Below are 21,690 nucleotides of genomic sequence, written 5' to 3' on the forward strand. Positions count from 1 at the left end.
TCTACCTTCTTACCCCTGCAAGCTTCTCACCCCAACATCCCCCTCAACCCGTGCCTGCATCGCCAGCACGGCTGCATGTGACGCAGCTGCCGTCGTGAAATACGGGATTTTGTCGTAGAGGGCGACGGCGCGGATGTCGCGGCTGTCTTCGACCGCTTGTGACCCTTCCGTCGTATTGAAGACCAGTGCGATGTGCCCGTCTTTCAGCCGGTCCACAATCGTCAGCCCGCCTTCGTAGACTTTGTTTACCACTTCGCAGGCGATCTCGTTTTCCGTCAGCCAGGCCGCGGTGCCCCGTGTCGCCACGATGTCGAACCCCAGTTTCAGCAGCATTTGCCCCGCTTCCAGCATCATCGGCTTCTTGTCGGCGTCCTTGATCGAGATGAAGACGGTGCCTGCCTCTGGCAGTTCTGTGCCCGCGCCCATTTGCGCCTTGAGGAACGCGCGGGGGAAGGACCGGTCCCAGCCCATGACTTCACCTGTCGACCGCATTTCTGGCCCAAGGATCGTATCGACGCCGGGGAAGCGGGCGAAGGGCAGCACGGCCTCTTTCACGCTGAACCACGGGGTGTGCGGGTCGGCCAATGTGAAGGCGTCGCCCAAGGGCAGCACGTCCATCGGGTTTTCGGTTTCGGGGTAGGGTTCGCGCAGGGGGAAGTTTGACAAAGGCTCACCCGCCATCAGCCGGGCGGCGATGGACGCGATGGCAGAGTCCGTTGCTTTCGCCACGAAAGGCACGGTGCGGGATGCGCGGGGATTTACCTCGATCAGATAGACGACCTCGTCTTTCACCGCGAACTGGATGTTCATCAGGCCCACGACGTTCAGCGCCTTGGCCAGTTTTTCGGTCTGGCTGCGGATTTCCGCGATCACCGCGTCGGACAGCGAATAGGGAGGCAGGGAACAGGCGCTGTCGCCTGAGTGCACGCCTGCTTCCTCGATATGCTGCATGATGCCCGCGACATGGGTCGCGTTGCCATCTGACAGGCAGTCGACGTCAACCTCGACCGCACCGGACAGATAGCTGTCGAGCAGGACGGGGCTGTCGCCCGAGACGACGACGGCGTCCGAGATATAGCGGCGCAGTTGGTCCATATCGCGCACGATTTCCATGGCGCGCCCACCGAGGACGAAGGATGGCCGGATGACGAGCGGGAAACCGATGCCTTCGGCGATGTTCAATGCTTCCTCGTCGGTTGAGGCGATGCCGTTATGCGGCTGTTTGAGGTCGAGTTTCTGGACAAGTTGCTGGAAACGCTCGCGGTCTTCGGCCAGGTCGATGCTGTCTGGCGTGGTGCCCAGGATCGGGATGCCTGCTTCGTTCAGCGCGTTGGCCAGTTTCAACGGGGTTTGCCCGCCGAATTGCACGATAACACCGTGCAGGGTGCCGTTGTCCTGTTCGACCCGCAGGATTTCCATGACGTGTTCAAAGGTCAGCGGTTCGAAATAGAGGCGGTCGGAGGTGTCGTAGTCCGTTGAAACCGTCTCTGGGTTGCAGTTGATCATGATGGTTTCGTACCCCTGATCGGTCAGGGCGAAACAGGCGTGACAACAGCAGTAATCAAACTCGATTCCTTGCCCGATCCGGTTGGGGCCGCCACCGAGGATCACCACCTTCTTGCGGTTCGAAGGACGCGCCTCGCATTCCGCGTCGCCCATCACGGGGGTCTCATAGGTGGAGTACATATAGGGCGTTTGCGCCTCAAACTCCGCGCCGCAGGTGTCGATCCGTTTGAAGACCGCCGTCACGCCAAGGTTGTGACGCGCGCGGCGCACCTGATCTTCGGTGCGCCCGGTCAGTTTGGCAAGGCGGGCGTCGGTGAAGCCCAGCATTTTGATGGCGCGTAACCCGTCTTCTGTCACGGGCAGGCCGTTTTTGATGATCTTGGCTTCTTCTTCGATGATTTCGCGGATACGTGCCAGGAACCATGGATCGAACTTGGTGACGGCAAAGATATCATCATCCGACAACCCGTGCCGCATGGCTTGGGCGATGACGCGGATGCGGTCCGGGGTTTGCTTGGCCAACGCCTTGGTGATCGCGGCGGTGTCGGGTGCGCCGGGGATGTCGATGTCGTCGAACCCGGTCAAGCCGGTTTCCATGGAGGCGAGTGCTTTTTGCATGGACTCGTGGAAGGTGCGGCCAATCGCCATCGCCTCGCCCACGGATTTCATCGCGGTTGTGAGATAGGGTTCGGACCCTGCGAATTTCTCGAATGCGAAGCGCGGGATTTTGGTGACGACGTAGTCAATTGTAGGTTCAAACGACGCAGGTGTGACGCCGGTAATGTCATTGTCCAGCTCGTCCAGCGTGTAGCCCACAGCCAGTTTCGCCGCGATTTTTGCGATGGGGAAACCGGTGGCTTTCGACGCCAGCGCGGACGACCGCGACACACGGGGGTTCATTTCGATCACAACCATGCGCCCGTCATCGGGGTTCACGGCCCATTGCACGTTGGACCCGCCCGTTTCGACCCCGATTTCGCGCAGCACGTTGATGCTGTGCGTGCGCATGATCTGATATTCTTTGTCCGTTAGGGTCAGGGCGGGGGCGACAGTGATCGAATCGCCTGTGTGCACGCCCATAGGGTCTACGTTTTCGATCGCACAGACGATGATGGCGTTGTCGGCCTTGTCGCGCACGACTTCCATTTCGAATTCTTTCCAGCCGAGCAGGGACTCGTCCACAAGGATTTGACCCACGGGCGAGGCCTCCATCCCGGTGCGGCAATAGTATTCGTAGTCTTCGCGATTATAGGCCACGCCGCCGCCGGTGCCGCCAAGGGTAAAGGCGGGGCGGATGATGGCGGGCAGGCCGACATATTCGATGGCGTCGATGGCCAATTGCAGCCCTGCCTTGATGTCGCGTTTGCCGTCCACTTCGGGCGCGGTGATGATTGTTGCCTTGGGGTTTTCGATGCCCAATCGGTCCATCGCTTCGCGGAAGAGTTTGCGATCTTCTGCCATTTCAATGGCTTCGCGCTTGGCCCCGATCATTTCGACGTTGAATTTTTCCAAAACACCCATGTCGGCCAAAGCCAGCGATGTGTTCAGGCCGGTCTGCCCACCCATGGTGGGCAGCAGAGCGTCGGGGCGTTCTTTTTCGATGATTTTGGCGACGACTTCGGGGGTGATCGGTTCGATATAGGTGGCATCTGCCAGCCCCGGATCGGTCATGATCGTCGCGGGGTTAGAGTTGACAAGGATGACGCGGTAGCCTTCTTCGCGCAGTGCTTTGCAAGCCTGTGCGCCGGAGTAGTCGAACTCGCAGGCTTGTCCGATAATAATGGGCCCCGCGCCGATGATCATGATCGACTGTATGTCGGTACGCTTTGGCATGGCAGGCCCCCTTATTTGCAAATTGTCGTGGGTTATAGGGATGGCGCGCGCAGGCGCAAGGGGGCGATCAAATTTCTAGAAATTTGATGCCTCCGGCGGGAGTTTTTTGGACAAGATGAAGGGGGAGGTTGACTTCATGTGGGCAAAGATGTGTATCGGGCCGACAATCGCCTTAAGGAATTGACCCATGCACGCATACCGCAGCCATACCTGTGCCGATCTGACCGCCGCCAATGTCGGTGAAACTGTCCGTCTGTCAGGCTGGGTCAATCGGGTCCGTGATCACGGGGGTATCCTGTTTATCGACCTGCGCGATCACTATGGCATCACGCAGGTGCTGTGCGACCCGGATTCAGCCGCTTTTGCTGATGTGGAAAAGGTGCGCTCTGAGTGGTGTATCCGCATTGATGGCGAGGTGAAGGCGCGGGACCCGGAATTGGTGAATGCGAAGTTGCCCACCGGCGAGGTTGAGGTGTTTGTCCGCGCGATCGAAGTGCTGGGTGCATCCAAGGAATTGCCGCTGATGGTGTTTGGTGATCAGGAATATCCTGAGGAAACACGCCTGAAGTATCGTTATCTGGACCTGCGCCGTGAGGCGATGCAGGACAACATGAAGCTGCGTTCCGACGTGGTGGCATCCATGCGTCGCCGTATGTGGGACAGTGGGTTCCGTGAATATCAGACGCCGATTATTACCGCATCATCCCCTGAAGGTGCGCGCGATTTTCTGGTGCCGTCGCGTTTGCATCCCGGCAAATTCTACGCCCTGCCGCAGGCCCCCCAGCAATTTAAACAGCTGATTATGGTGTCGGGTTACGACAAGTATTTCCAGATTGCCCCCTGTTTCCGTGATGAGGACCCGCGTGCAGACCGGTCGCCCACAGATTTCTATCAGTTGGATTTGGAGATGTCCTTTGTGGAGCAGCAGGATGTGTTTGATACCATCCAGCCGGTGATCACGGGTATCTTTGAGGAATTTGGCGGCGGTCGTAAGGTTGACCAGACGTGGGAGCAGATTTCCTATCGTGATGCCGCGTTGTGGTATGGGTCCGATAAGCCGGACCTGCGCAATCCGATTAAGATGCAGGTTGTGTCAGAACATTTTGCAGGGTCCGGTTTTGCGATTTTTGCGAAGTTGTTGGAACAAGAAGGGACCGAGGTCCGCGCTATTCCTGCCCCGACGGGCGGTAGCCGCAAATTCTGTGACCGTATGAACGCCTTTGCCCAGAAAGAAGGGTTGCCCGGGATGGGCTATATCTTCTGGCGTGAGAAGACGGCCGATGCTGTCGCGCAAGAACTGGGTATTTCGGTGAAAGAGGCGCAGGCCAAGCTGAAATCCGGTGAAGTCGAAGGTGGCATGGAAGCGGCGGGTCCGCTGGCCAAGAACATCGGACCAGAGCGGACAGAAGCGATCCGTCAGCAGTTGGGCCTGGGTCTGGGCGATGCGGCGTTTTTCTTGGGCGGTAAGCCAAAGGCCTTTGAAGGCGTGGCTGGCAAGGCCCGCAATGTGATTGGTGAAGAATTGGGTCTGACGGACCTCAACCGCTTTGCCTTTGCCTGGATCGTGGATTTCCCGATTTATGAACAGGACGAAGAAACCGGCAAAATCGACTTTGAACATAACCCGTTCTCTATGCCGCAAGGTGGGATGGAGGCACTGCAAGGCGATCCGCTGAAGGTGCTGGGCTATCAGTATGATCTGGCCTGCAACGGCTACGAGCTGGTGTCCGGTGCGATCCGGAACCACCGCCCCGAGATCATGTTCAAGGCGTTTGAACTGGCCGGATATGGCAAAGATGAAGTTGAAAAGCGCTTTGGCGGGATGGTCAATGCGTTCCAATATGGCGCGCCCCCCCACGGAGGCTGTGCGGCGGGCATCGACCGGATCGTGATGTTGCTGGCGGATGCGTCCAACATCCGCGAGGTTATCATGTTCCCGATGAACCAGCGTGCCGAAGATCTGATGATGGACGCACCCAGCGAACCGCAAAACGAACAGCTGCGCGAATTGCGCCTGCGGGTGCTGCCGCCTGAAAGCTGATGTTTGCGGTGGCCGTTCCTGTGGCACTCCAAGCGCTTGATCAGGCGCTTGGGCTTGCCGCGGCTGCCACACCAAAGATGATGCGGGCCAGACTGCATCCGGATATGTTTCATTGCGCCGAACAGTTTGAGACAGTGGCCAGTTTTGCGTTGCGATCCACCTTTCCGCTGACCGAACGTGTGGTGCCAGAGCTAGAGCAGACATCGCCGCAACAGATGCTGCTGGCGGCGAAAACCATGATTGAAGCGCTGACACCCGCCGATTTTGATGGCGCGGACAGTCGCCGGGTCCGCCACGTTGCAGGTTTCGCGGGATTGGACCAGTCCGCGCAGGAATACCTGCTGCGTTTTGCGCACCCTAACCTTTGGTTTCATCTCAGCATGGCCTTTGCCATTTTGCGTCAGCAGGGTGCAGATATCGGCAAATCCGACTTTGATGGGCTACATGCCTATCCCAAAGGTTTCTCTTTCGACACATAACTGTGCGGCCTAGAGCGGTCCGCCAGCGGCGATGCGGGACTGTACGATTTGTGAAAGGGCTGCCACGCCCTGGTCGGGGTTGGTGCCCGCATCGCGCAACTGGACAAGGTTTGAAACCGCCGCATCCAAATCGTGATCTTGCGCACTGCGCGCGACCCCGCCGAGGAATTGCGTGACATAGTCCAATGTCCCCTCTTCGTCTTGGTCCTGCAAAACCTGCGCCGCATGGCTGAGGTCGTCGCGAAAGGCGATAGGGTCAGGCAGGATGGTTTCGTCGGACATCACGCGTGGACTGGGTGGTTGCCGTTCTGCGGGCAGATGCGCAAGAATTGCGGACTGAAAAGCGAAGAGACTTTTGACCGGTTTTGCTATGAAACCATCTGCGCCGGCGGCCATAACGTCGGATTCCGCATCCGGTTCGCCGCTGACACCCAGAATGACGTCGATCCTTGGAGACGCGTCTGCCGAACCGCGGATCAGCGCCAGACCCGACCCATCCGGCAGGCCCACATCGACCAAGAGCACAGTAGGTTTATAGATTGCGAGATGTCGCCGCGCATTTTCGAGGCTGTCAGCGCGTCGGATGCGGGCGCCAGAGCGTAGACAAAGCAAACGGACGGCTTCGCTGGCAAAACGGCTGTCTTCCACGACAAGCACCGTGAGACCCAAGAGCGGGCGGCGTGCCGTCGGCGCACGGGTGAGCATTTGATCGTCAAGCGGTTCCATGGCGATTCTTCCCTTTATTGCAGCTGGCATCATAGAAAACAGCACAAGGTAAAGAGGTTCTTAAGCCTATCGTCCGTTGCCTCGGTCTTTGTCACGGGCCATAAAGCCCGCAAAAGGAGAAATGCCCATGATCGGTCGTCTGAACCACGTCGCCATCGCTGTTCCTGATCTAGAGGCGGCAAGTGCGCAATATCGTACCATGCTGGGGGCCGACGTGGGTGCACCGCAGGACGAACCCGATCATGGTGTGACAGTGGTCTTTATCACGCTGCCCAATACCAAGATCGAGTTGCTCTACCCGCTTGGCGACGGCTCTCCGATCCAGGGGTTTTTGGACAAGAACCCGTCGGGTGGTATTCACCATGTCTGCTATGAGGTTGATGATATCCTGATGGCACGCGATCACCTTTTGGCCGAAGGTGCGCGGGTGCTGGGCGGGGGCGAGCCCAAGATCGGGGCGCATGGCAAACCGGTGCTGTTTCTGCATCCCAAAGACTTCAACGGCTGCCTTGTTGAATTGGAACAGGTCTAGGACCTTGTCCTGTCGTCTAAACGGCGTATCTACACCTTAACGTATTTGCAGAAGGATTACTGCCCGTGGGTCCCGTTTCTGGTCTGGTGCTTTTTGCCGTCATTTGGACGCTTGTTTTCTTTGTCGTGCTTCCGCTGCGCCTGGAGACCCAAGGCGAAGCTGGCGAGATCGTGCCCGGTACTCACGCGTCATCACCTGCTAACTTCAATATCAAGCGCAAGGCCAAGGTCACGACCATGTGGGCCTTGCCGATTTGGATCGTCATTGCGGGCACGATCCTGTCGGGGGCAATCACAGTGCGTGATCTCGATTGGTTCGATCGGATGTCGACACCAGAGGTCAGTCGCGACTGACCGCGTGGTAGAGGTGCGTAAATGTCGCTGCGCCTAAGATTGGGATCACCAAGTTGATCAGCGGGAACGAGAGCGGGACCGCCATCAGGCATCCCGCAAGCCAGATCGTTGACTGGTGTTGTTTGCGCAGGTCTTTGGCTCGTGCCCGCCCGATCCGGCGCATCGCGGCCAACTGAAAATATTCCCGGCCCAGAAGAAACCCGTTGAGCGCATAGAAGATGAAGAAGGCCGCAAAGGGGAAGATGACATAGAGCGCAAACGCAAGAATATTCGCGCCGATCAAGACCCCAAGGAAATTGACCGTATCGCGCAACCCTTCCCAAAATCCGATACGCGGCACGTCTGGTAAGGCTGGGAAATGTTTGTCTTCGACGGCTTGTGCGACTTCATCCAGAAACAGCGATGTGATGGCCGAGGCCACGGGCACCATCAAAAAGATCGACATCACAACAACAAGGCCAAGCGACCCCCAGCTGAGCAGGTCACCGAGCCATGTGATTTCCCCAACACCGGGCAGGGTGATGGGTTCGGCTGTCAGCCACTCGATCAGCATCAATAACAGCGCGTAGATCGCAATGAGCAATGCGATGGTCAGGGCTATGCCGCGCCAAAGTACACTGCGAAACCGCGGGTCGGGCAACTGCGAGATTGCTTTGAGAAATGACGCAAGGATCATGCATCGACCCAGGTTGTCATGGCATTCAGATCGGGGCGGGGGCGTTCAGGCGGGGCGCTCGTCTCTGTCCCAAGATGGATAAATCCGGCAACCGTTTCAGATGCAGAAAGTCCCAGACCTTCGCTGACGAACGTCCGGTCGTGGCTGGCCCAGCCCGACAACCAGTTTGCCCCCCAGCCAGCGGCCAGTGCCGCATTGACCAAGGCCAGACAAACGGCCCCGGCAGAATAGACCTGTTCGATCTGCGGGATTTTGTCGGATGTTTTTGGACTGCTAATCACAGCGACCGCAAGATCAGCGTTTGCGAATTGATCCTGAGCCTTCGTGATCTTATCGGGATCGATGTCCAGTGCAGCCCCCCGGTCGGGGACACGTGCGGCCAGACGGGATAATGCGGGTTTCGTCAGGACCATAAAGCGCCAAGGCTCCAGCTTGCCATGATCGGGTGTGCGCGCTGCCGCCGTCAAAAGCGTTTCAACCGTTGCCCGGTCCGGGACCGGCGTTGTCAGGGTCTTGGCCGGGCGCGACCGGCGGGTCAGCAGAAAATCAAGGGCGGCGGGGTTTGGCGTGGGCATGCATGATCCTATTTTTGGTTCCATTGCAGATATGGTCGGGCAGGCCCGAAGACAACGGTTGCTACAGGGCCGCTTTGAGTTCGGCGAGCCAGTCATCAACAAAGGCGTCAAAGCGCGCATCGGGCTGGCGCAGCGGGAAGACCTCGGCAAATGGATCGGGCGCACTGATGGTGCTGCCTGACATTTCTTGCAGTACGTTATGGCCGCAGAACGGGACGTAGGTTTCCGAATAGCCGCCTTCGTGCACCATCAGAAGCTTGCCGCCGCAGACATCGCCCGCCAATGTCATGACAGCCCGGGTCATCAGCGTGAAGGTGTCTGCTGTGGCCAGCATGCGGCCCAGCGGATCGTTGGCAGCGGCGTCAAATCCGCAGGCGATAATCAGAACGTCCGGCGCAAAGTCGCGGATTGTGGGCAGGGCGATGCGGTCCATTGCTGCCAGATAACCAGTATGGCCAGTGCCGGGTGGCAGCGGGATATTGAGGTTGAACCCTTCGCCGGCCCCGGAGCCACGATCAGCAAAAGCACCTGTGTCCATCGGATAGTTTCGGTCCTGATGGATTGAGACCGTCAGCACAGTGTCGTCGTCGTAGAACACCGCTTCTGTGCCATTGCCGTGGTGCACGTCCCAGTCCAGCACGGCAAAGCGCTGAGCCAGACCGGCCGCCTTTGCTGCTTCGATTGCGATGCCGATATTGTTGAGCAGGCAAAACCCGTTTGGATAGTCTGGCAGGCAATGGTGCCCCGGAGGCCGTGACAGGGCATAGGCATTGTCGACTGCACCTGTCAAAACTGCTGTGAGGGCGCCCTTTGCCAAACCCGCGGACTGTGCGGCGACTTCGAACCCGCCGGGGCCGAAGGGTGTTCTGCGGCCCAATTCGCCGCCGTCTGCATCCGACAGTGTTTTGAATTCATCAAGGTATTGGGCGGGGTGCACGCGCAGTAGGTCCTCGTGCGTCGCCGGTTCAGCGCCTTGCATGGCCAATTCGGCTGACAGCCCGGTGACTTCGATCAGGTTTTTGAGCCGTCGTTTTGTCTCGGGGTTTTCCGGGAGGCCACCGTCCAGCGGTTGCACCAGTCCACCAACGGGCAACATGCCCGCGTAGTTCCCACCACCGTGCCAGAAACAGCGTTCGTCCCAAAAGAAACCCGTCGTCATTCCTTGTCCTTTTCCAGATACGCTTGCATGCTTTGCAGACCCCATGTCGGTTCTTTGTGTTTTGGCAAGTGTCGGCGGCCCGCAATTGGTGTGAAACCGGGCTGCAGGATCGTCGCATGCGGGGTTTCGCCGGGCGCAAAGTGGAACAAAGCCATCGTTATGCTTTGCGCAATTGATAAATGCCTTCGGGCAAGTCGAGCGCTGCCTCCAGATCGCGCAACTGTGTCAACGATAGCGTGATCTGAACCACTTCGTCCGTCCGCGGATCAAACTGAGAGATTGAGACGCAGTCATCAAAGGCATTGATAATCACGTCTTCTTTCAGGGGTGCTTTGCCTTCATCGACCAGGGTGACGACGGTGGCATCAAATTCGTGTTCGATTGTAAACATATATGTAGCCTAGCCGCCGATGAATGCGCGTGCAATCGGTGCTGGCAGTGGATGCCAGAGATGCTAAGCTGCCAGCATATGACAATGGTTTTGGGGAGGGTCATGATGCGCTTGTTGCCACTTATTTTGATTTTGGGTTTCGGGGCTTGCACGCCTGTTGTCGTGCAAGATGCAGCGTCGCCCCCTGCGACGCCGACCGTGCAGGCCAATCCGACCCCGCCGCAATTGTCACAACGTCAGGCGGTCAATAATTTTGAATTTGTCGTTGGTCGCGTTGAGCCTGTGGCGGAACGTATCTGCCGCGCGCAAACACAAGGGGTCAATTGCGATTTCCGCATTGTCGTCGATACCAGACCCGGCCAAGGCGTGAATGCGTTCCAGACGCTGGATCCCAGCGGGCGACCGATTATTGGCTTTACTGTGCCATTCATTGCCGAGGCCCGTAACCGCGATGAACTGGCCTTTGTTATGGCGCATGAGGCAGCGCACCACATTGAGGGTCATATCGCCCAACAGCAACGCAACGCGGCCTTGGGTGGTCTCTTGATTGGTCAACTGGCGGGGGCGTTGGGTGCGACGGACGCCAGTTCTATTGAAACCGCGCAACGGATCGGTGCAACGGTTGGTGCGCGCACTTATTCGAAAGATTTTGAGCTGGAAGCTGACGCGTTGGGAACCCGCATTGCAGCTGCGGCGGGATTTGATCCGCTCAATGGTGCGCAGTTCTTTTTCCGTATCCCTGATCCGGGCGATAAGTTCCTTGGCACCCATCCACCCAACGCAGACCGTCTGAGGACCGTGCAGCGCGTTGCAGCCGGGCTTTAGTATTGCAAGGGGGACTTTGCTGCGTGACGTTCGCGCAATCGTAAGATCACGGCCACCACCGAGATGCAGATAAAGAAGATCTGTATCATCGCAGAGGCAAGGTTGAACGCATTCGTCAACCCGACCAGCACCATGCAAGCGGCTGATCCGTTGACGACAAAGTAGGATATGCTTTCCGATTTGATCCGCTGAAACGTCAGCAGGGCGTAGTTCAGGACATAGAGCCCAAAGCCGGCGATCCCGACAGCGTCAAAAAATGTTGGACCAAAGAAATCAGTAAAACTGGTCATCGGGATCGCCTAAATGCATAAATTAACTCATAAACCCAAGGCTGAAATTGCCTCGCGGGGTGCAACACCGCGCCCTAAGGTGACCTTAGGGCAGGGGCTGCGGGATTGTCAGGTCAGGCTTTCCTTACCCTGATGGAAACCAACAGGAGGACAGGCGATGATAACGGGTTCATGCCATTGCGGCGCGGTACGCTACGAATATCACCACACGCCACGCTGGACGACATCGTGCAACTGTTCGGTCTGTCGCAGGCTGGGTACATTGTGGATTTATGCCAAGATGCAGCAGATTAAGGTGACAGGACCGACTGATCGCTATGCATGGGGTGATATGGCCCTGGCGTTTCATCGTTGTAAGACGTGCGGGTGCACGACCCATTGGTCAGACCTTAAATCAACGGAACCCGAGACCTATATGGCCGTCAACCTGCGATTGGCTGATCCTGCGGTCGTCGCCGCTGTTCCTGTGCGCCACTTTGATGGTGCCGAGACGTGGGCGTTTCTGGACGAGGGTCCTGATCCTAAGTGATCGCGGCCATCGCAATCGCGATTGCGGCAAAGAAACAAGCGGAGGCGGTGACAACAAACCCGTGCCAGATCGCGATGGAGAACTTCATTGTCTCACTGGCGTAAAACGGCACGCCAGCGGTGTAGAGCAGGCCCCCCATCCCCATCAGGATCATCGCTGAGACCGGCACAAGTGGCCAAAGCGACCAGATCAGTGCGAGGCTCAACCACCCCATCGCGAGATAGAGTGCAGGGCCGAAGCGCCCCGGCGTGCGCCAAAAGAACAGTTTGAGCGCCATACCGATGATGGCAAGTCCCCATATGACCGCAAGAACCGTATAGGCAAACCCGGTTCCGATGATCACGACAAGCGGCGTGTATGTCCCCGCGATCTTGAGGTAAATTGCGGCATGATCAAAGCGGCGTAGGGTGGGCCGAATACTTTCCCACGGTGTCATGTGATAAAAAGCTGATGCAACGAAAGTCGCGATGAGCGTCGCCCCATAGATCGAAATGGCGGTCATTTGTCCGACGCTCGCTGTTCCGGCGGACCAGATGATCAGCAAAACCGCCCCTATGATCGCGCCCAGAACGCCAACCGCATGCATGGTGCCATCAGCGATGCGTTCAGAGCGTGCGTAGGTCGGGTACATGGCGAGATCCTTTCGGGTGCCTTTTGACGGTAACCCGGCATCTGCCACGGTCAATTGTTTCGTTGGGTCAGTGTACGGCCTTGGCAGGCCAGCAAACTTCGCCCAAACTCCGCCAAAAGCGGGAAGGACGGTCATGATGTGGCAGCAAATTTTACGTGTCAGGCAACGGGCGATCTGGTCATGGGACGGATTTGTGCATGTGTACAGGACCGAAGGGTCATTGATGCAATGGCTCGTGCTGAATGTTGTCTTTGCGATGCTGGCTTTTGCCCTGCCCATGTCGGCGGGCGAACGCGGCATGCTGTTGATGGGCGGTATCATCGTGCTGGCGGCAGAATGCATGAATACCGCCATTGAGCGTGTCGTCGACGACATCGGAACAGAGCGCCGCGATGCGGCCAAGCAGGCCAAGGACTGTGGATCAGCGGCGGTGGCGGTAACAGCAATCGGCGTTGGCGTGGCCTGGGTTTGTGTGATTGCAGGATTGATCTGGTGATGGATGGCGCAATCTGATCGGCCCTGTGTCCTAGGCCTTCACCGGGGCGCCGCCTGCGAAACGGTTCACATCATGATAGCCGATAGGGTCCTCTTGCATTTGCAGGTGCAGCCCGGTGCCGTCAAAAGGGTGCGCCCGTGCGAGGTCTTCGTCCACGTCGATCCCAAGCCCGGCTGCGGTGGGGACCGGAATATAGCCATCCTCGACCACTATGCTGCCTTTGATCAGATCGTTGTGAAATGGCGTCTCAATCGTTTCTGCCATCAGGATGTTGGGGATTGAGCCCGCCAGTTGAATATTCGCCGCCCATTCTATCGGACCGGCGTACAAGTGCGGGGCCATTTGCGCGTTATAGGCTTCGGCCAAGGCCGCGATCTTTTTCGTTTCCCAGATGCCGCCTGACCGCCCAAGCGCGGGTTGCAGGATCGTTGCCGCCCCGGATCGTAAGATCGGCCCGAATTCAGCCTTTGTGGTCAGCCGTTCGCCGGTGGCGACGGGGATGTTCACAGCGCTAGCGACCTTGGCCATTTCCGCTACGTTGTCCGGCGGGATCGGTTCTTCGTACCAAAGCGGGCTGTATGGTTCCAAAGCCTTGCCCAGCCGGATTGCACCCCCGGTGCTGAATTGCCCGTGTGTGCCAAACAGCAGATCAGCGCGGTCGCCCACCGCCGCGCGGATCGCTTTGCAAAACGCTACCGACAGGCTGATGTCATGCATCGACGGCATATGCCCGCCGCGGATCGTGTAGGGGCCTGCGGGGTCGAATTTGACGGCCGTGTAGCCTTGCTCGACCATATCAAGCGCCACTTCTGCCGCCATATCGGGGCTGGCCCAGAAGTCTGGCAGCGGATGCGAGGGGCGGGGGTAGAGGTAGGTATAGGCACGAATGCGATCGTTCATGCGCCCGCCGATCAGGGCGTGCACGGGGCGGTCGCGGTCTTTGCCCAAGATGTCCCAGCAGGCCATTTCCAAGCCCGACCATGCGCCGATGACGGTCAGATCAGGGCGTTGGGTGAAACCGGCGGAATAGACCCGGCGAAACATCAGTTCGATATTTTCGGGGTTCTCGCCTGCCATATGGCGCGCGAAGACGTCTTTGATGACGGCCTTCATCGCTTCGGGCCCGATGGATGATGCGTAGCATTCACCGTAGCCCACAACGCCCGTGTCTGTCGTCACCCTGGGGATAATCCAATAGCGCCCACCCCAGCCCGGCGCAGGCGGGGCCGTGACAATGATATCAAGATCGGCGAGTTTCATGAGCAAGGTCTTTCGATGGAGGCACGCTTATGGGCGAGACAATCACGCTTGGGCGCTTGGGTCCAGATGATCTGGATGTGTTATTGGGCGTGGAAGATGGGCTGTTTGATAGTCCTATCAGACCCGATCAAGCACAGGCGTTTTTGGATGACCCGCTGCATGAGATGGTTCTGGCCTTTGACGGGACGTCTGTTGTTGGCATGGCCAGCGGGCAAATCATGTATCATCCCGATAAGCCGCCTGCGTTCTTTGTGGCCGAGGTGGGGGTGCGCGATGCCTACCAGCGGCGTGGGATTGCAACGCGTTTGTGTGATAGGCTGAGAGAGATTGCAAAGGCGCGTGGATGCGAGGGGATCTGGGTCGCGACCGAAGGGGACAATGCGCCCGCACGCGCACTTTATGCCGCAATGAGCGCGCGTGAAACCGGGGATATCGTGGTGTTTGATTGGGATGACCGTGCGATGGATATGTAAGGTGGATCATGATCCACCTTACCTTTGGCACAGGTCAGTCAAAGACAATCACGTTCCGCTTGGCTGATCCGGTCTTGGTATCAGCAATCGCTTCATTGATCTGCTCCAGTGACCAGCGTCCGGAAATCAGCTCATCCAGCTTCAGACGTCCTTGTTCATACAGGTCCATCATCCAGGGAATATCCCGTGCGATGACCACATCGCCCATTTTGGATCCCACCATGCCTTGACCAGTCGCTGCCAGCATAACGGGCTCGTAGGACGACATCGCCCCCGAATGCGGCATGCCCACCATGATCACCTTGCCACCGTTGGATAAGTACTGCGGGGCGGTATCATAGGCGGGGATTGCGCCAACGGTGACAAACACCGCATCCGCGCCGCGTCCTATCGCCTTTTTAGCGGCGCGCCATGGTTTCTCTGCCGTTGCCATAACGCCATCTGTTGCACCGAATTCCTTTGCGATGGCGAGCTTTTCCTCAGACATGTCAACAGCAACGATACGGCGGGCACCGGCTATGCGCGCCCCCTGAATGGCATTCAGACCGACGCCGCCCGCGCCGATAACAACCACATCCTGTCCTGCACGAAGCTGAGCTGCGTTCACGACAGCCCCGACGCCTGTGATTACGCCGCATGCCAAAAGAGAGGCGGCTTCCATTCCGATCCCGTCCGACAGTTTGACGACCTGACTTTGATCAACAACGACGCGTTCGGCAAAACCGCCGGTCGCCATCGCCTGCTCCAAAGGTTGGCCATCCGCGTCGCTGAGGGGGCCGCTGGCCATATCGCTTTCACAAGCCACGGGTTTGCCGCCTGCGCAGGACGGGCAAGTGCCGCAAGCGCGGATCAGGGTCACCACAACCGGATCGCCAACGGCCATGCCGCGCACGCCGTCGCCAACTGCGCTGACGTGCCCTGCGGCCTCATGCCCATAGACGGCGGGCAATGTTCCGCCCCAAGCACCGTCCATATAGGATATATCCGAGTGACAGATCGCACAGGCGCTGAGCGTCACTTCGATCTCGCCCATCGCGGGGGCTGCGAGTGTTACGGTTTCGATGGTCAGTGGCGCGCCGAATTCGCGGCAAACTGCGGCTTTGATCTGTGTCATGCGATGGTCCTGAGCGTTGCGTTAGGGCAACCCTGCGGTGCGCGGTTCACCCGTGCAAGTCAGAACGCGACGTTATGTGACGCGGGCGCGCTTTGGTCGGGGTGTTTGCATAAAGACGACGATGCACCCGATTGTCAGCACCGCCGACAAAAGGAAGGGTGCACCCGGCAAATAGAAGGGTGCCGTCTCTGCCGTGAAGTACCAAAATGTTTGGGTGACCATCAGTGGGGCCACGATTGTTGCCACGGCGTTGATGGACGTCACCGTGCCCTGCAATTCGCCCTGCTGGTCATCCGATGCCGTGCGCGACATGATCCCTTGCAAGGCCGGTCCTGCGATGGAGCCGAGTGCGGTCAAAGGTGTCAGGGCAAGCGCCACCCAGCCATTTGTCACAAAGCCAAGTGCGACAAAGGCCAAGACGTCGATTGATAGCCCAAGTATTACCGCTTTGCGCTCGCCAATACGGTTGAGAATGGGGCGGATCAGCAGGCCCTGAACAATGGCAATGCCGATCCCGAAAATCCCCAGCGACAGCCCGATCATACCCGGTCCCCAGTCAAATCGCTCTGCGCCGAAATAGGCCCAGACCCCGGGGTAAACAAAGAATGCGATGGTGTAGACGAAGGTGATCAACATCAACCGCTTCAGGCCAGGGAGTGATCCGATGTTCTTGAAGGCCCCGAAGGGATTGGCGCGGCGCCACTCAAAAGGTCTGCGGATCCGGTCGGTGACGGTCTCGGGCAGCACAAAGTAACCAAAGATCGCGTTTGCGGCGGCCAATCCGGCGGCCGCCCAAAACGGCGCGCGGGTGCCGTATTCTGCCAGAACCCCGCCAAATAGGGGCCCAAGGACGAAGCCCACCCCAAAAGCAGCACCGATCAGGCCGAAGTTTGCGGCTTTCTCTTCCGGCTTGGATATATCGGCCATATAGGCCGCCGATGTCGACTGCGTTGCGGCCGTGATACCGCCAATGATCCGTCCGATGATCAAAAGCCAGATCGTGTGCGCGACCGCCATCAGCACATAGTCAAAGGCCATGATCACCAATGAGATGATCAAGACCGGCCTGCGTCCGTACCGGTCCGACAGGTTGCCGACGGTGGGGCCAAAGATGAACTGCATCGCCGCAAAAATCGTGGCAAGGATACCACCCCATACCGCGGCTGCGCCGAGCCCTTGGCCTTCGACCTCTTGGATGAGATCGGGCATCACCGGCATGATCAGTCCGATCCCCATGCTATCAAGCATGACAGAGATCAGGATAAAGGTGACGGCCAGACGTTTATTCATCTGCGCAGGATTAAACCGATGAGTTCAGTTTGCAAGCGCTGTGTCGGGCAGGCCGTCAGATATGGCCTGTGTTCTTGAGGAATGCTGTCAGATGCTCTGCATAGACCTGCGGCTGTTCCACACAAGGCAGATGCCCTGCGCGCCGCATCAGGGCGAACTGTGATCCGGGGATCAGGTCAACTGTTTCACGCACCAGATCGGGTGGGGTGGAGCCGTCTTCGGATCCTGCGATGCCAAGGGCCGGCATGCGCAACCCGCTGGTGGGCGTGTAGAAATCAGTGCCCGCAATGGCAGCACAGACGCCCGCGTAGCCTGTCACATCGACCGCCTCAAGCATTGTCTTCCAGGTGGATACCGAAGCGCTTTCGTAAAAATCGCGCCCAAACCAGCGTTTCATAATGTCATCCGACACGGCGGCCATGCCATGCTTGCGAATGCTGTCGATACGCTCTTGCCAGAACGTAGGATTGCCGATTTTTGCGGCCGTGCATGACAGCACCAATGCGCGCACCAGATCAGGGCGTTTCACGGCCAGCCCCTGCCCAACCATGCCACCAACGGAGAGCCCGGAAAACATCGCCTCTTTCACGTTGCAGGCATCGCAGACGGCCTCTGCGTCACTGACCAACTGACCCATCGTATAGGGGCCTTCGGGCACGTCAGATTGCCCGTGCCCCCGCATATCATATCGGATGATCCGCAGACCCTTTGGCAGATATGGTAGGATCGGGTCCCACAGGTGCAGCGTTGTCCCAAGCGAATTGGAAAAGACGACTGCGGGGCCATCGGAAGCCCCCTGCACCGCAAAATGAATCTTGACGCCGTCGCGCAAAACCTCAGGCATCGGGGTCGCCCAGCACCATATGGGCCATGATCTGTCCGTGATCCGAGGCCAGCTTGTTGTAGGGCGCTTCGGGGTGTGACCCGTCCGTCAAGTGATCGTTGAGCACGCTGAAGTACTCCATCTCGCCGATAGAGCCTGCCACATCGGGCAGGAAATGCCGTGACATCAGGATTTGGTCGATGCTTTCAAAAACCCCGCCGAAAGCCGATGTATAAACCATGTCACGCAGGGATTTCTTTACGAACAGCTTTTCCGCTGAATAGAGCCGCACCTTGCCGATCGCTTCCTGAATGATTGCGTTTTCGTCGTCGCTGTACCGATCCCGCTTGGTTTTGGCATCATGGCGCCGCATCCATGCATAGTTTTTGAACGGTGCCTCGCCGGTGATGATTTCGGAAGAGACGGCATGCTCGCTGTCGTTGAAATCGCCCAAGACCATGACCGGATTGCCTGCCTCCAATTCCTTCAAGATCGCTGAACGCAGCACCCAGGCTTCGGCCATACGGCGCAGTGCGGACCGCAGTGATCCCATCGCGCGGGTTGCCGGGTCGTAGTTCACCAGATCGGCTGCGGGTGGGAAGGCGGCCCCTTTGGGTTTGGGCAATTCACCCAGCTTGGATTTCAGGTGGCAGTTGAAGACGGTAATCACGTCGTCGCCGACCGGGATGCGCACCTTGAGGATCGGTCGGCTGAGACGTTTGATCGTATAGGACCCGCCATCACTGCCATCAAGGTCACTGAAAGGCACCGAGAGCGGTTCTGGCAAATCCTGAATAATCTCTGGCGCACCGACAAAGCCAAAGCGCGACAGGACCGCCACGCCGGGGCGGCGCTGACCGGGGCCGCCATCAAAGCTATTGGGCGCAAAGGCCAGTCCTGCTTCGGTATAGGGTTCATAGGCCAGCTTGCGAAAAATCGCTTTGCGCGCATAGCGTTTGGAGCGGTCGGGGATCACGGCCTCATTCGCCGCCAACCCCAGTTCGTCGGTCTCGATCACCACATCGCGCAGCCCATCTTCGGTAAAGATTTCCTGAAAACAGATGATATCAGCATTCATCGTCAGCAGTTGATCAGCCAGCCAAGCCCGCTTCCAAGCGTATTCTTCAGGCGTGTATTCCTCAAACCGATAGTATTCCTCGCCCGCCCCAATCAGGTTTTTGACGTTGAAGCTGGCAATCGTAAAGCGGGTCATTTTAGGGTCTCCAAGGCTTTGGCAAAGACGGCGGCATCGACATTGCCGCCAGTGGCGACGGCGACGACTGCATCGCCTGAGAATTCATCCGGGTGGAACAGGGCGGCGGCCAGTGCGGCCGCACCGCCCGGTTCGATGACAATGCGCAGCCGCTCAAACGCGAGGGCGACGGCCCGCATGCATTCGTCTTCGCTGACGACCACGCCCGGCCCGCAATGTTTCTGCATGATGGGGAAGGTCAGATCGCCGGGTTGTGGCGTGATGATCGCGTCACAAAGCGATCCGTCACGGCGCGTGTTGCTTTCGATCTTGCCGCTGATCAGTGATCGGGTGACGTCGTCAAACTCTTCTGGTTCGGCAGGCCGCACCCGCAAAGTGGGCGCGTCTGCGGCCAAGGCGAGGGCGATGCCCGACGTCAGCCCGCCGCCGCCGCAGCAGACCATGACGTCTGCATCTGTCACGCCCGATGCGTTCATATCTTCCGCGATCTCAAGCCCAGTTGTGCCTTGCCCTGCGATCACTTGGGGTTCGTCGTAAGGGCGGACCAATGTCAGGCCGCGCGCGGAGGAGAGTTGAGCGCCAATCTCTTCCCGGCTTTCGGTTGCGCGGTCGTAAAGCACAACTTCCGCGCCAAGCGCGCGCGTGTTGTCGATCTTCACCTGTGGCGCATCAGCGGGCATGATGATGACCGCTGGCGCGCCGTGTTCGCGCGCGGCAAGTGCGACACCTTGCGCATGGTTGCCGCTAGAAAAGGCAATCACGCCGGTTTTCAGGGCATTGTCGGTCAGCGCTGAAATGGCGGACCAACCGCCGCGGAATTTGAAGGACCCCGTGTGTTGCAGGCATTCGGCTTTGAGGAAAACGCGCCGCCCTGCGATGTCATCCAAGAACGGTGAGGTCAGGATCGGTGTGCGCCGTGCATGGCCTTTGATGCGGACGGCTGATGCGCGGATCATATCTATATTCATTGCAGTTTCTCCAGCCATGCATGCAGGGTTTCAAGTGATTGCGGCTCATCCAGAAACGGCACATGGCCGCGCCCCGGCACATCGGTGCGGATCATATCGGGACGGCGGTGGCTCATCTCATCGGCAGTTTCGATGCTGAGCAGGTCGGAATTCGCCCCACGTATCAGCGCGAGAGGCAGTTCTGCCAGCGCATCAAACAATGGCCATAGATCGGGGACCGGTTGTGCGCCCGCCTCCAGCACAGCATCGCGCAGTTTGGGATCATAGCGGATGACGAGCCCATCAGCGATTTGCGCATAATGGGCCTCCACCTCTGCCAACCAGCGCGTCATTGGCACATCGGTAAAATGGGTCCAGAGTTTGGCGCGGGCTGCTGCCGCTTCAGCATAGGTTTTCTGCGCCGGGTTGCGGCCGATGTAATCTTTGATCACCTCCAACCCTTTGTCCGCAATCACCGGGCCAATATCGTTGAGCGCCACACCCAAGAGCCGGTCCTTGGCTGTCGCGGCGAGGAACATCGCGATAAGCCCGCCGCGTGACGTGCCCAGTATCGCCGCCTTTTGCAGTCCCAGATGGTCCATCAGCGTCAAGACATCTGCCGCCTCTTGTGGGATGGTGTAGGTTGCGGGATCCGCCCATTCCGATTGCCCGCGTCCGCGATAGTCCGGCCGGATCAGGCGCACGGGCAGGTGTGGTGCCACATGATCAAAGTCCGCGCCATTCCGACTCAGCCCGGCCAGCGCGATGACCGGAATACCGGCCCCTTCGTCGGTGTAGTGCAGTGTCACCCGGTCATTGGCGGTCAAGCTGGGCATCAGGTAAGCTCCGGAATTGTGGTCAGGTTGGCCAGAACATGGTGCGGTTTGGCATAGAGCCTGTCCATCGGCTCACCCGCGCGATTGACCCACACGGTTTGGAAACCATAGCCCGCAGCGCCCGCAGCATCCCAGCCGTTCGATGATACAAACAGAACCTCGTCGCGCGCGCATCCAAAATGCCCCCCAACAAGGTCATAGACACGGTCATGCGGTTTGAAGACGCCCACATCTTCAACGCTGAGCGTGGCGTCCAACAGGTCGTCGATATCGGCGGACGACACCGCGGCCTTCAGCATATCAGGTCCGCCATTTGACAGAATCGCGGTTGATCTGCCCTGCTTCTTCAGAGCCTTGAGCATCGCCGGGACCTCCGGGTAGGCCTCAAGTTCCCAATAGAGTTCGAGCAGCCGGGCGCGCGTGGCTTGTGCGGTCAGGCCATGTGCTTCCATCGCCCAATCCAGACCGTCTTGGGTCACCTGCCAAAAATCACAATGCTGCCCGGCCACGGCGCGCAGCCATGTGTATTGCAACTGCTTAAGCCGCCAATCGCGCGCCAAAGCGGGCCAGACGGCCGCCAGATCCGCATGCGCGGGATCTTTGGCCGCCTCCATCGCAGCGGCGTTCACATCAAAAAGCGTGCCATAGGCATCAAACACAATTGTCGTGATGGGCATCGGATCCTCCGCTAG

Annotated in this window: 25 protein-coding genes; 8 read left to right on the forward strand and 17 right to left on the reverse strand. The window is 58.6% G+C overall.

Going from position 1 to position 21,690, the window contains the following annotated elements; all coding sequences use genetic code 11:
- Positions 1 to 9: 9 nt before the first annotated feature.
- Positions 10 to 3,339: a carbamoyl-phosphate synthase large subunit gene (gene carB / locus ACZ1G5_RS13690; protein WP_472733368.1), complete on the reverse strand. Its 3,330-nt coding sequence runs from the start codon at positions 3,337 to 3,339 to the stop codon at positions 10 to 12.
- Between the two features lie 187 nt (positions 3,340 to 3,526).
- Here carB and aspS point away from each other — a divergent pair, with 187 nt between their 5' ends.
- Together aspS and ACZ1G5_RS13700 are read left to right on the forward strand one after the other, a co-directional pair.
- On the forward strand, positions 3,527 to 5,380 hold the full coding sequence (gene aspS / locus ACZ1G5_RS13695) for an aspartate--tRNA ligase (RefSeq protein WP_472733369.1): 1,854 nt from the start codon (positions 3,527 to 3,529) through the stop codon (positions 5,378 to 5,380).
- The gene (locus tag ACZ1G5_RS13700; RefSeq protein WP_472733370.1) at positions 5,380 to 5,859 is read left to right on the forward strand and encodes a DUF1993 family protein; all 480 of its coding nucleotides are present in this window, start codon (positions 5,380 to 5,382) and stop codon (positions 5,857 to 5,859) included. The genes aspS and ACZ1G5_RS13700 overlap by 1 nt, the downstream gene beginning before the upstream one ends.
- Before the next feature lie 9 nt (positions 5,860 to 5,868).
- Here the strand turns inward: ACZ1G5_RS13700 and ACZ1G5_RS13705 are convergent, their stop codons facing one another.
- Positions 5,869 to 6,585, reverse strand: coding sequence for a response regulator (locus tag ACZ1G5_RS13705; RefSeq protein WP_472733371.1), 717 nt, complete (start codon positions 6,583 to 6,585; stop codon positions 5,869 to 5,871).
- Positions 6,586 to 6,712: 127 nt separating this feature from the next.
- Between ACZ1G5_RS13705 and mce the strand changes: the two genes are divergently transcribed.
- Together mce and ACZ1G5_RS13715 are read left to right on the forward strand one after the other, a co-directional pair.
- Positions 6,713 to 7,117, forward strand: a complete 405-nt coding sequence (gene mce / locus ACZ1G5_RS13710) for a methylmalonyl-CoA epimerase (RefSeq protein ID WP_472733372.1) — start codon at positions 6,713 to 6,715, stop codon at positions 7,115 to 7,117.
- Positions 7,118 to 7,182: 65 nt separating this feature from the next.
- Complete coding sequence (locus ACZ1G5_RS13715) at positions 7,183 to 7,470, forward strand: DUF1467 family protein (RefSeq protein WP_472733373.1); 288 nt, start codon at positions 7,183 to 7,185, stop codon at positions 7,468 to 7,470.
- Here the strand turns inward: ACZ1G5_RS13715 and ACZ1G5_RS13720 are convergent.
- From ACZ1G5_RS13720 to ACZ1G5_RS13740, 5 genes are all read right to left on the reverse strand, one after another.
- Positions 7,457 to 8,146 (reverse strand): EI24 domain-containing protein, encoded by a 690-nt coding sequence (locus ACZ1G5_RS13720; RefSeq protein WP_472733374.1) that lies wholly within the window; start codon positions 8,144 to 8,146, stop codon positions 7,457 to 7,459. The genes ACZ1G5_RS13715 and ACZ1G5_RS13720 overlap by 14 nt on opposite strands.
- A complete protein-coding gene (locus ACZ1G5_RS13725) occupies positions 8,143 to 8,721 on the reverse strand; it encodes a nitroreductase family protein (RefSeq protein ID WP_472733375.1) in 579 nt (192 codons plus the stop codon). The genes ACZ1G5_RS13720 and ACZ1G5_RS13725 overlap by 4 nt, the downstream gene beginning before the upstream one ends.
- A gap of 61 nt (positions 8,722 to 8,782) precedes the next feature.
- Complete coding sequence (locus tag ACZ1G5_RS13730; protein WP_472733376.1) at positions 8,783 to 9,880, reverse strand: class II histone deacetylase; 1,098 nt, start codon at positions 9,878 to 9,880, stop codon at positions 8,783 to 8,785.
- Positions 9,877 to 10,035, reverse strand: coding sequence for a hypothetical protein (locus ACZ1G5_RS13735; RefSeq protein WP_472733377.1), 159 nt, complete (start codon positions 10,033 to 10,035; stop codon positions 9,877 to 9,879). The genes ACZ1G5_RS13730 and ACZ1G5_RS13735 overlap by 4 nt, the downstream gene beginning before the upstream one ends.
- Positions 10,036 to 10,037: 2 nt before the next feature.
- Positions 10,038 to 10,271 carry a hypothetical protein gene (locus ACZ1G5_RS13740; RefSeq protein WP_472733378.1) on the reverse strand — a complete coding sequence of 78 codons (234 nt, stop codon included), beginning with the start codon at positions 10,269 to 10,271 and terminating at the stop codon, positions 10,038 to 10,040.
- A 105-nt stretch (positions 10,272 to 10,376) separates the two neighbouring features.
- Here ACZ1G5_RS13740 and ACZ1G5_RS13745 point away from each other — a divergent pair, with 105 nt between their 5' ends.
- The gene (locus tag ACZ1G5_RS13745; RefSeq protein ID WP_472734340.1) at positions 10,377 to 11,096 is read left to right on the forward strand and encodes a M48 family metallopeptidase; all 720 of its coding nucleotides are present in this window, start codon (positions 10,377 to 10,379) and stop codon (positions 11,094 to 11,096) included.
- Here the strand turns inward: ACZ1G5_RS13745 and ACZ1G5_RS13750 are convergent.
- Positions 11,093 to 11,386, reverse strand: coding sequence for a CBU_0592 family membrane protein (locus ACZ1G5_RS13750; protein ID WP_472733379.1), 294 nt, complete (start codon positions 11,384 to 11,386; stop codon positions 11,093 to 11,095). The two genes, ACZ1G5_RS13745 and ACZ1G5_RS13750, sit on opposite strands and share 4 nt — an antisense overlap.
- Before the next feature lie 157 nt (positions 11,387 to 11,543).
- Between ACZ1G5_RS13750 and ACZ1G5_RS13755 the strand changes: the two genes are divergently transcribed.
- Positions 11,544 to 11,915: a GFA family protein gene (locus tag ACZ1G5_RS13755; protein ID WP_472733380.1), complete on the forward strand. Its 372-nt coding sequence runs from the start codon at positions 11,544 to 11,546 to the stop codon at positions 11,913 to 11,915.
- Here ACZ1G5_RS13755 and trhA read toward each other — a convergent pair.
- The gene (gene trhA, locus ACZ1G5_RS13760) at positions 11,908 to 12,546 is read right to left on the reverse strand and encodes a PAQR family membrane homeostasis protein TrhA (protein WP_472734341.1); all 639 of its coding nucleotides are present in this window, start codon (positions 12,544 to 12,546) and stop codon (positions 11,908 to 11,910) included. The two genes, ACZ1G5_RS13755 and trhA, sit on opposite strands and share 8 nt — an antisense overlap.
- Positions 12,547 to 12,682: 136 nt before the next feature.
- Between trhA and ACZ1G5_RS13765 the strand changes: the two genes are divergently transcribed.
- Entirely contained in the window at positions 12,683 to 13,042 is a 360-nt protein-coding gene (locus ACZ1G5_RS13765) for a diacylglycerol kinase (RefSeq protein WP_472733381.1), read from the forward strand.
- Between the two features lie 30 nt (positions 13,043 to 13,072).
- On the opposite strand, the gene ACZ1G5_RS13770 is transcribed toward ACZ1G5_RS13765, so the two are convergent.
- Positions 13,073 to 14,302 carry a mandelate racemase/muconate lactonizing enzyme family protein gene (locus ACZ1G5_RS13770; protein ID WP_472733382.1) on the reverse strand — a complete coding sequence of 410 codons (1,230 nt, stop codon included), beginning with the start codon at positions 14,300 to 14,302 and terminating at the stop codon, positions 13,073 to 13,075.
- Between the two features lie 29 nt (positions 14,303 to 14,331).
- Here ACZ1G5_RS13770 and ACZ1G5_RS13775 point away from each other — a divergent pair, with 29 nt between their 5' ends.
- Positions 14,332 to 14,775: a GNAT family N-acetyltransferase gene (locus tag ACZ1G5_RS13775; RefSeq protein WP_472733383.1), complete on the forward strand. Its 444-nt coding sequence runs from the start codon at positions 14,332 to 14,334 to the stop codon at positions 14,773 to 14,775.
- A 34-nt stretch (positions 14,776 to 14,809) separates the two neighbouring features.
- Here ACZ1G5_RS13775 and ACZ1G5_RS13780 read toward each other — a convergent pair whose 3' ends face one another.
- The 7 genes from ACZ1G5_RS13780 to ACZ1G5_RS13810 all read right to left on the reverse strand — a co-directional run bounded on the left by ACZ1G5_RS13780 (position 14,810) and on the right by ACZ1G5_RS13810 (position 21,675).
- The gene (locus tag ACZ1G5_RS13780; RefSeq protein WP_472733384.1) at positions 14,810 to 15,889 is read right to left on the reverse strand and encodes a zinc-binding dehydrogenase; all 1,080 of its coding nucleotides are present in this window, start codon (positions 15,887 to 15,889) and stop codon (positions 14,810 to 14,812) included.
- Positions 15,890 to 15,961: 72 nt separating this feature from the next.
- Positions 15,962 to 17,179: a TCR/Tet family MFS transporter gene (locus ACZ1G5_RS13785; RefSeq protein WP_472733385.1), complete on the reverse strand. Its 1,218-nt coding sequence runs from the start codon at positions 17,177 to 17,179 to the stop codon at positions 15,962 to 15,964.
- A 55-nt stretch (positions 17,180 to 17,234) separates the two neighbouring features.
- Positions 17,235 to 18,023 carry a 3-oxoadipate enol-lactonase gene (gene pcaD / locus ACZ1G5_RS13790; protein WP_472733386.1) on the reverse strand — a complete coding sequence of 263 codons (789 nt, stop codon included), beginning with the start codon at positions 18,021 to 18,023 and terminating at the stop codon, positions 17,235 to 17,237.
- Entirely contained in the window at positions 18,016 to 19,215 is a 1,200-nt protein-coding gene (locus tag ACZ1G5_RS13795) for an endonuclease/exonuclease/phosphatase family protein (protein ID WP_472733387.1), read from the reverse strand. The genes pcaD and ACZ1G5_RS13795 overlap by 8 nt, the downstream gene beginning before the upstream one ends.
- Positions 19,212 to 20,183 carry a threonine ammonia-lyase gene (locus ACZ1G5_RS13800; protein WP_472734342.1) on the reverse strand — a complete coding sequence of 324 codons (972 nt, stop codon included), beginning with the start codon at positions 20,181 to 20,183 and terminating at the stop codon, positions 19,212 to 19,214. The genes ACZ1G5_RS13795 and ACZ1G5_RS13800 overlap by 4 nt, the downstream gene beginning before the upstream one ends.
- Complete coding sequence (locus tag ACZ1G5_RS13805) at positions 20,180 to 20,998, reverse strand: alpha/beta fold hydrolase (protein WP_472733388.1); 819 nt, start codon at positions 20,996 to 20,998, stop codon at positions 20,180 to 20,182. The genes ACZ1G5_RS13800 and ACZ1G5_RS13805 overlap by 4 nt, the downstream gene beginning before the upstream one ends.
- Positions 20,998 to 21,675, reverse strand: a complete 678-nt coding sequence (locus ACZ1G5_RS13810; protein ID WP_472733389.1) for a haloacid dehalogenase type II — start codon at positions 21,673 to 21,675, stop codon at positions 20,998 to 21,000. Before ACZ1G5_RS13810 ends, ACZ1G5_RS13805 begins: the two co-directional genes overlap by 1 nt.
- Positions 21,676 to 21,690 lie beyond the last annotated feature (15 nt).

The organism is Yoonia sp. JB2-21 (genome assembly GCF_055693545.1).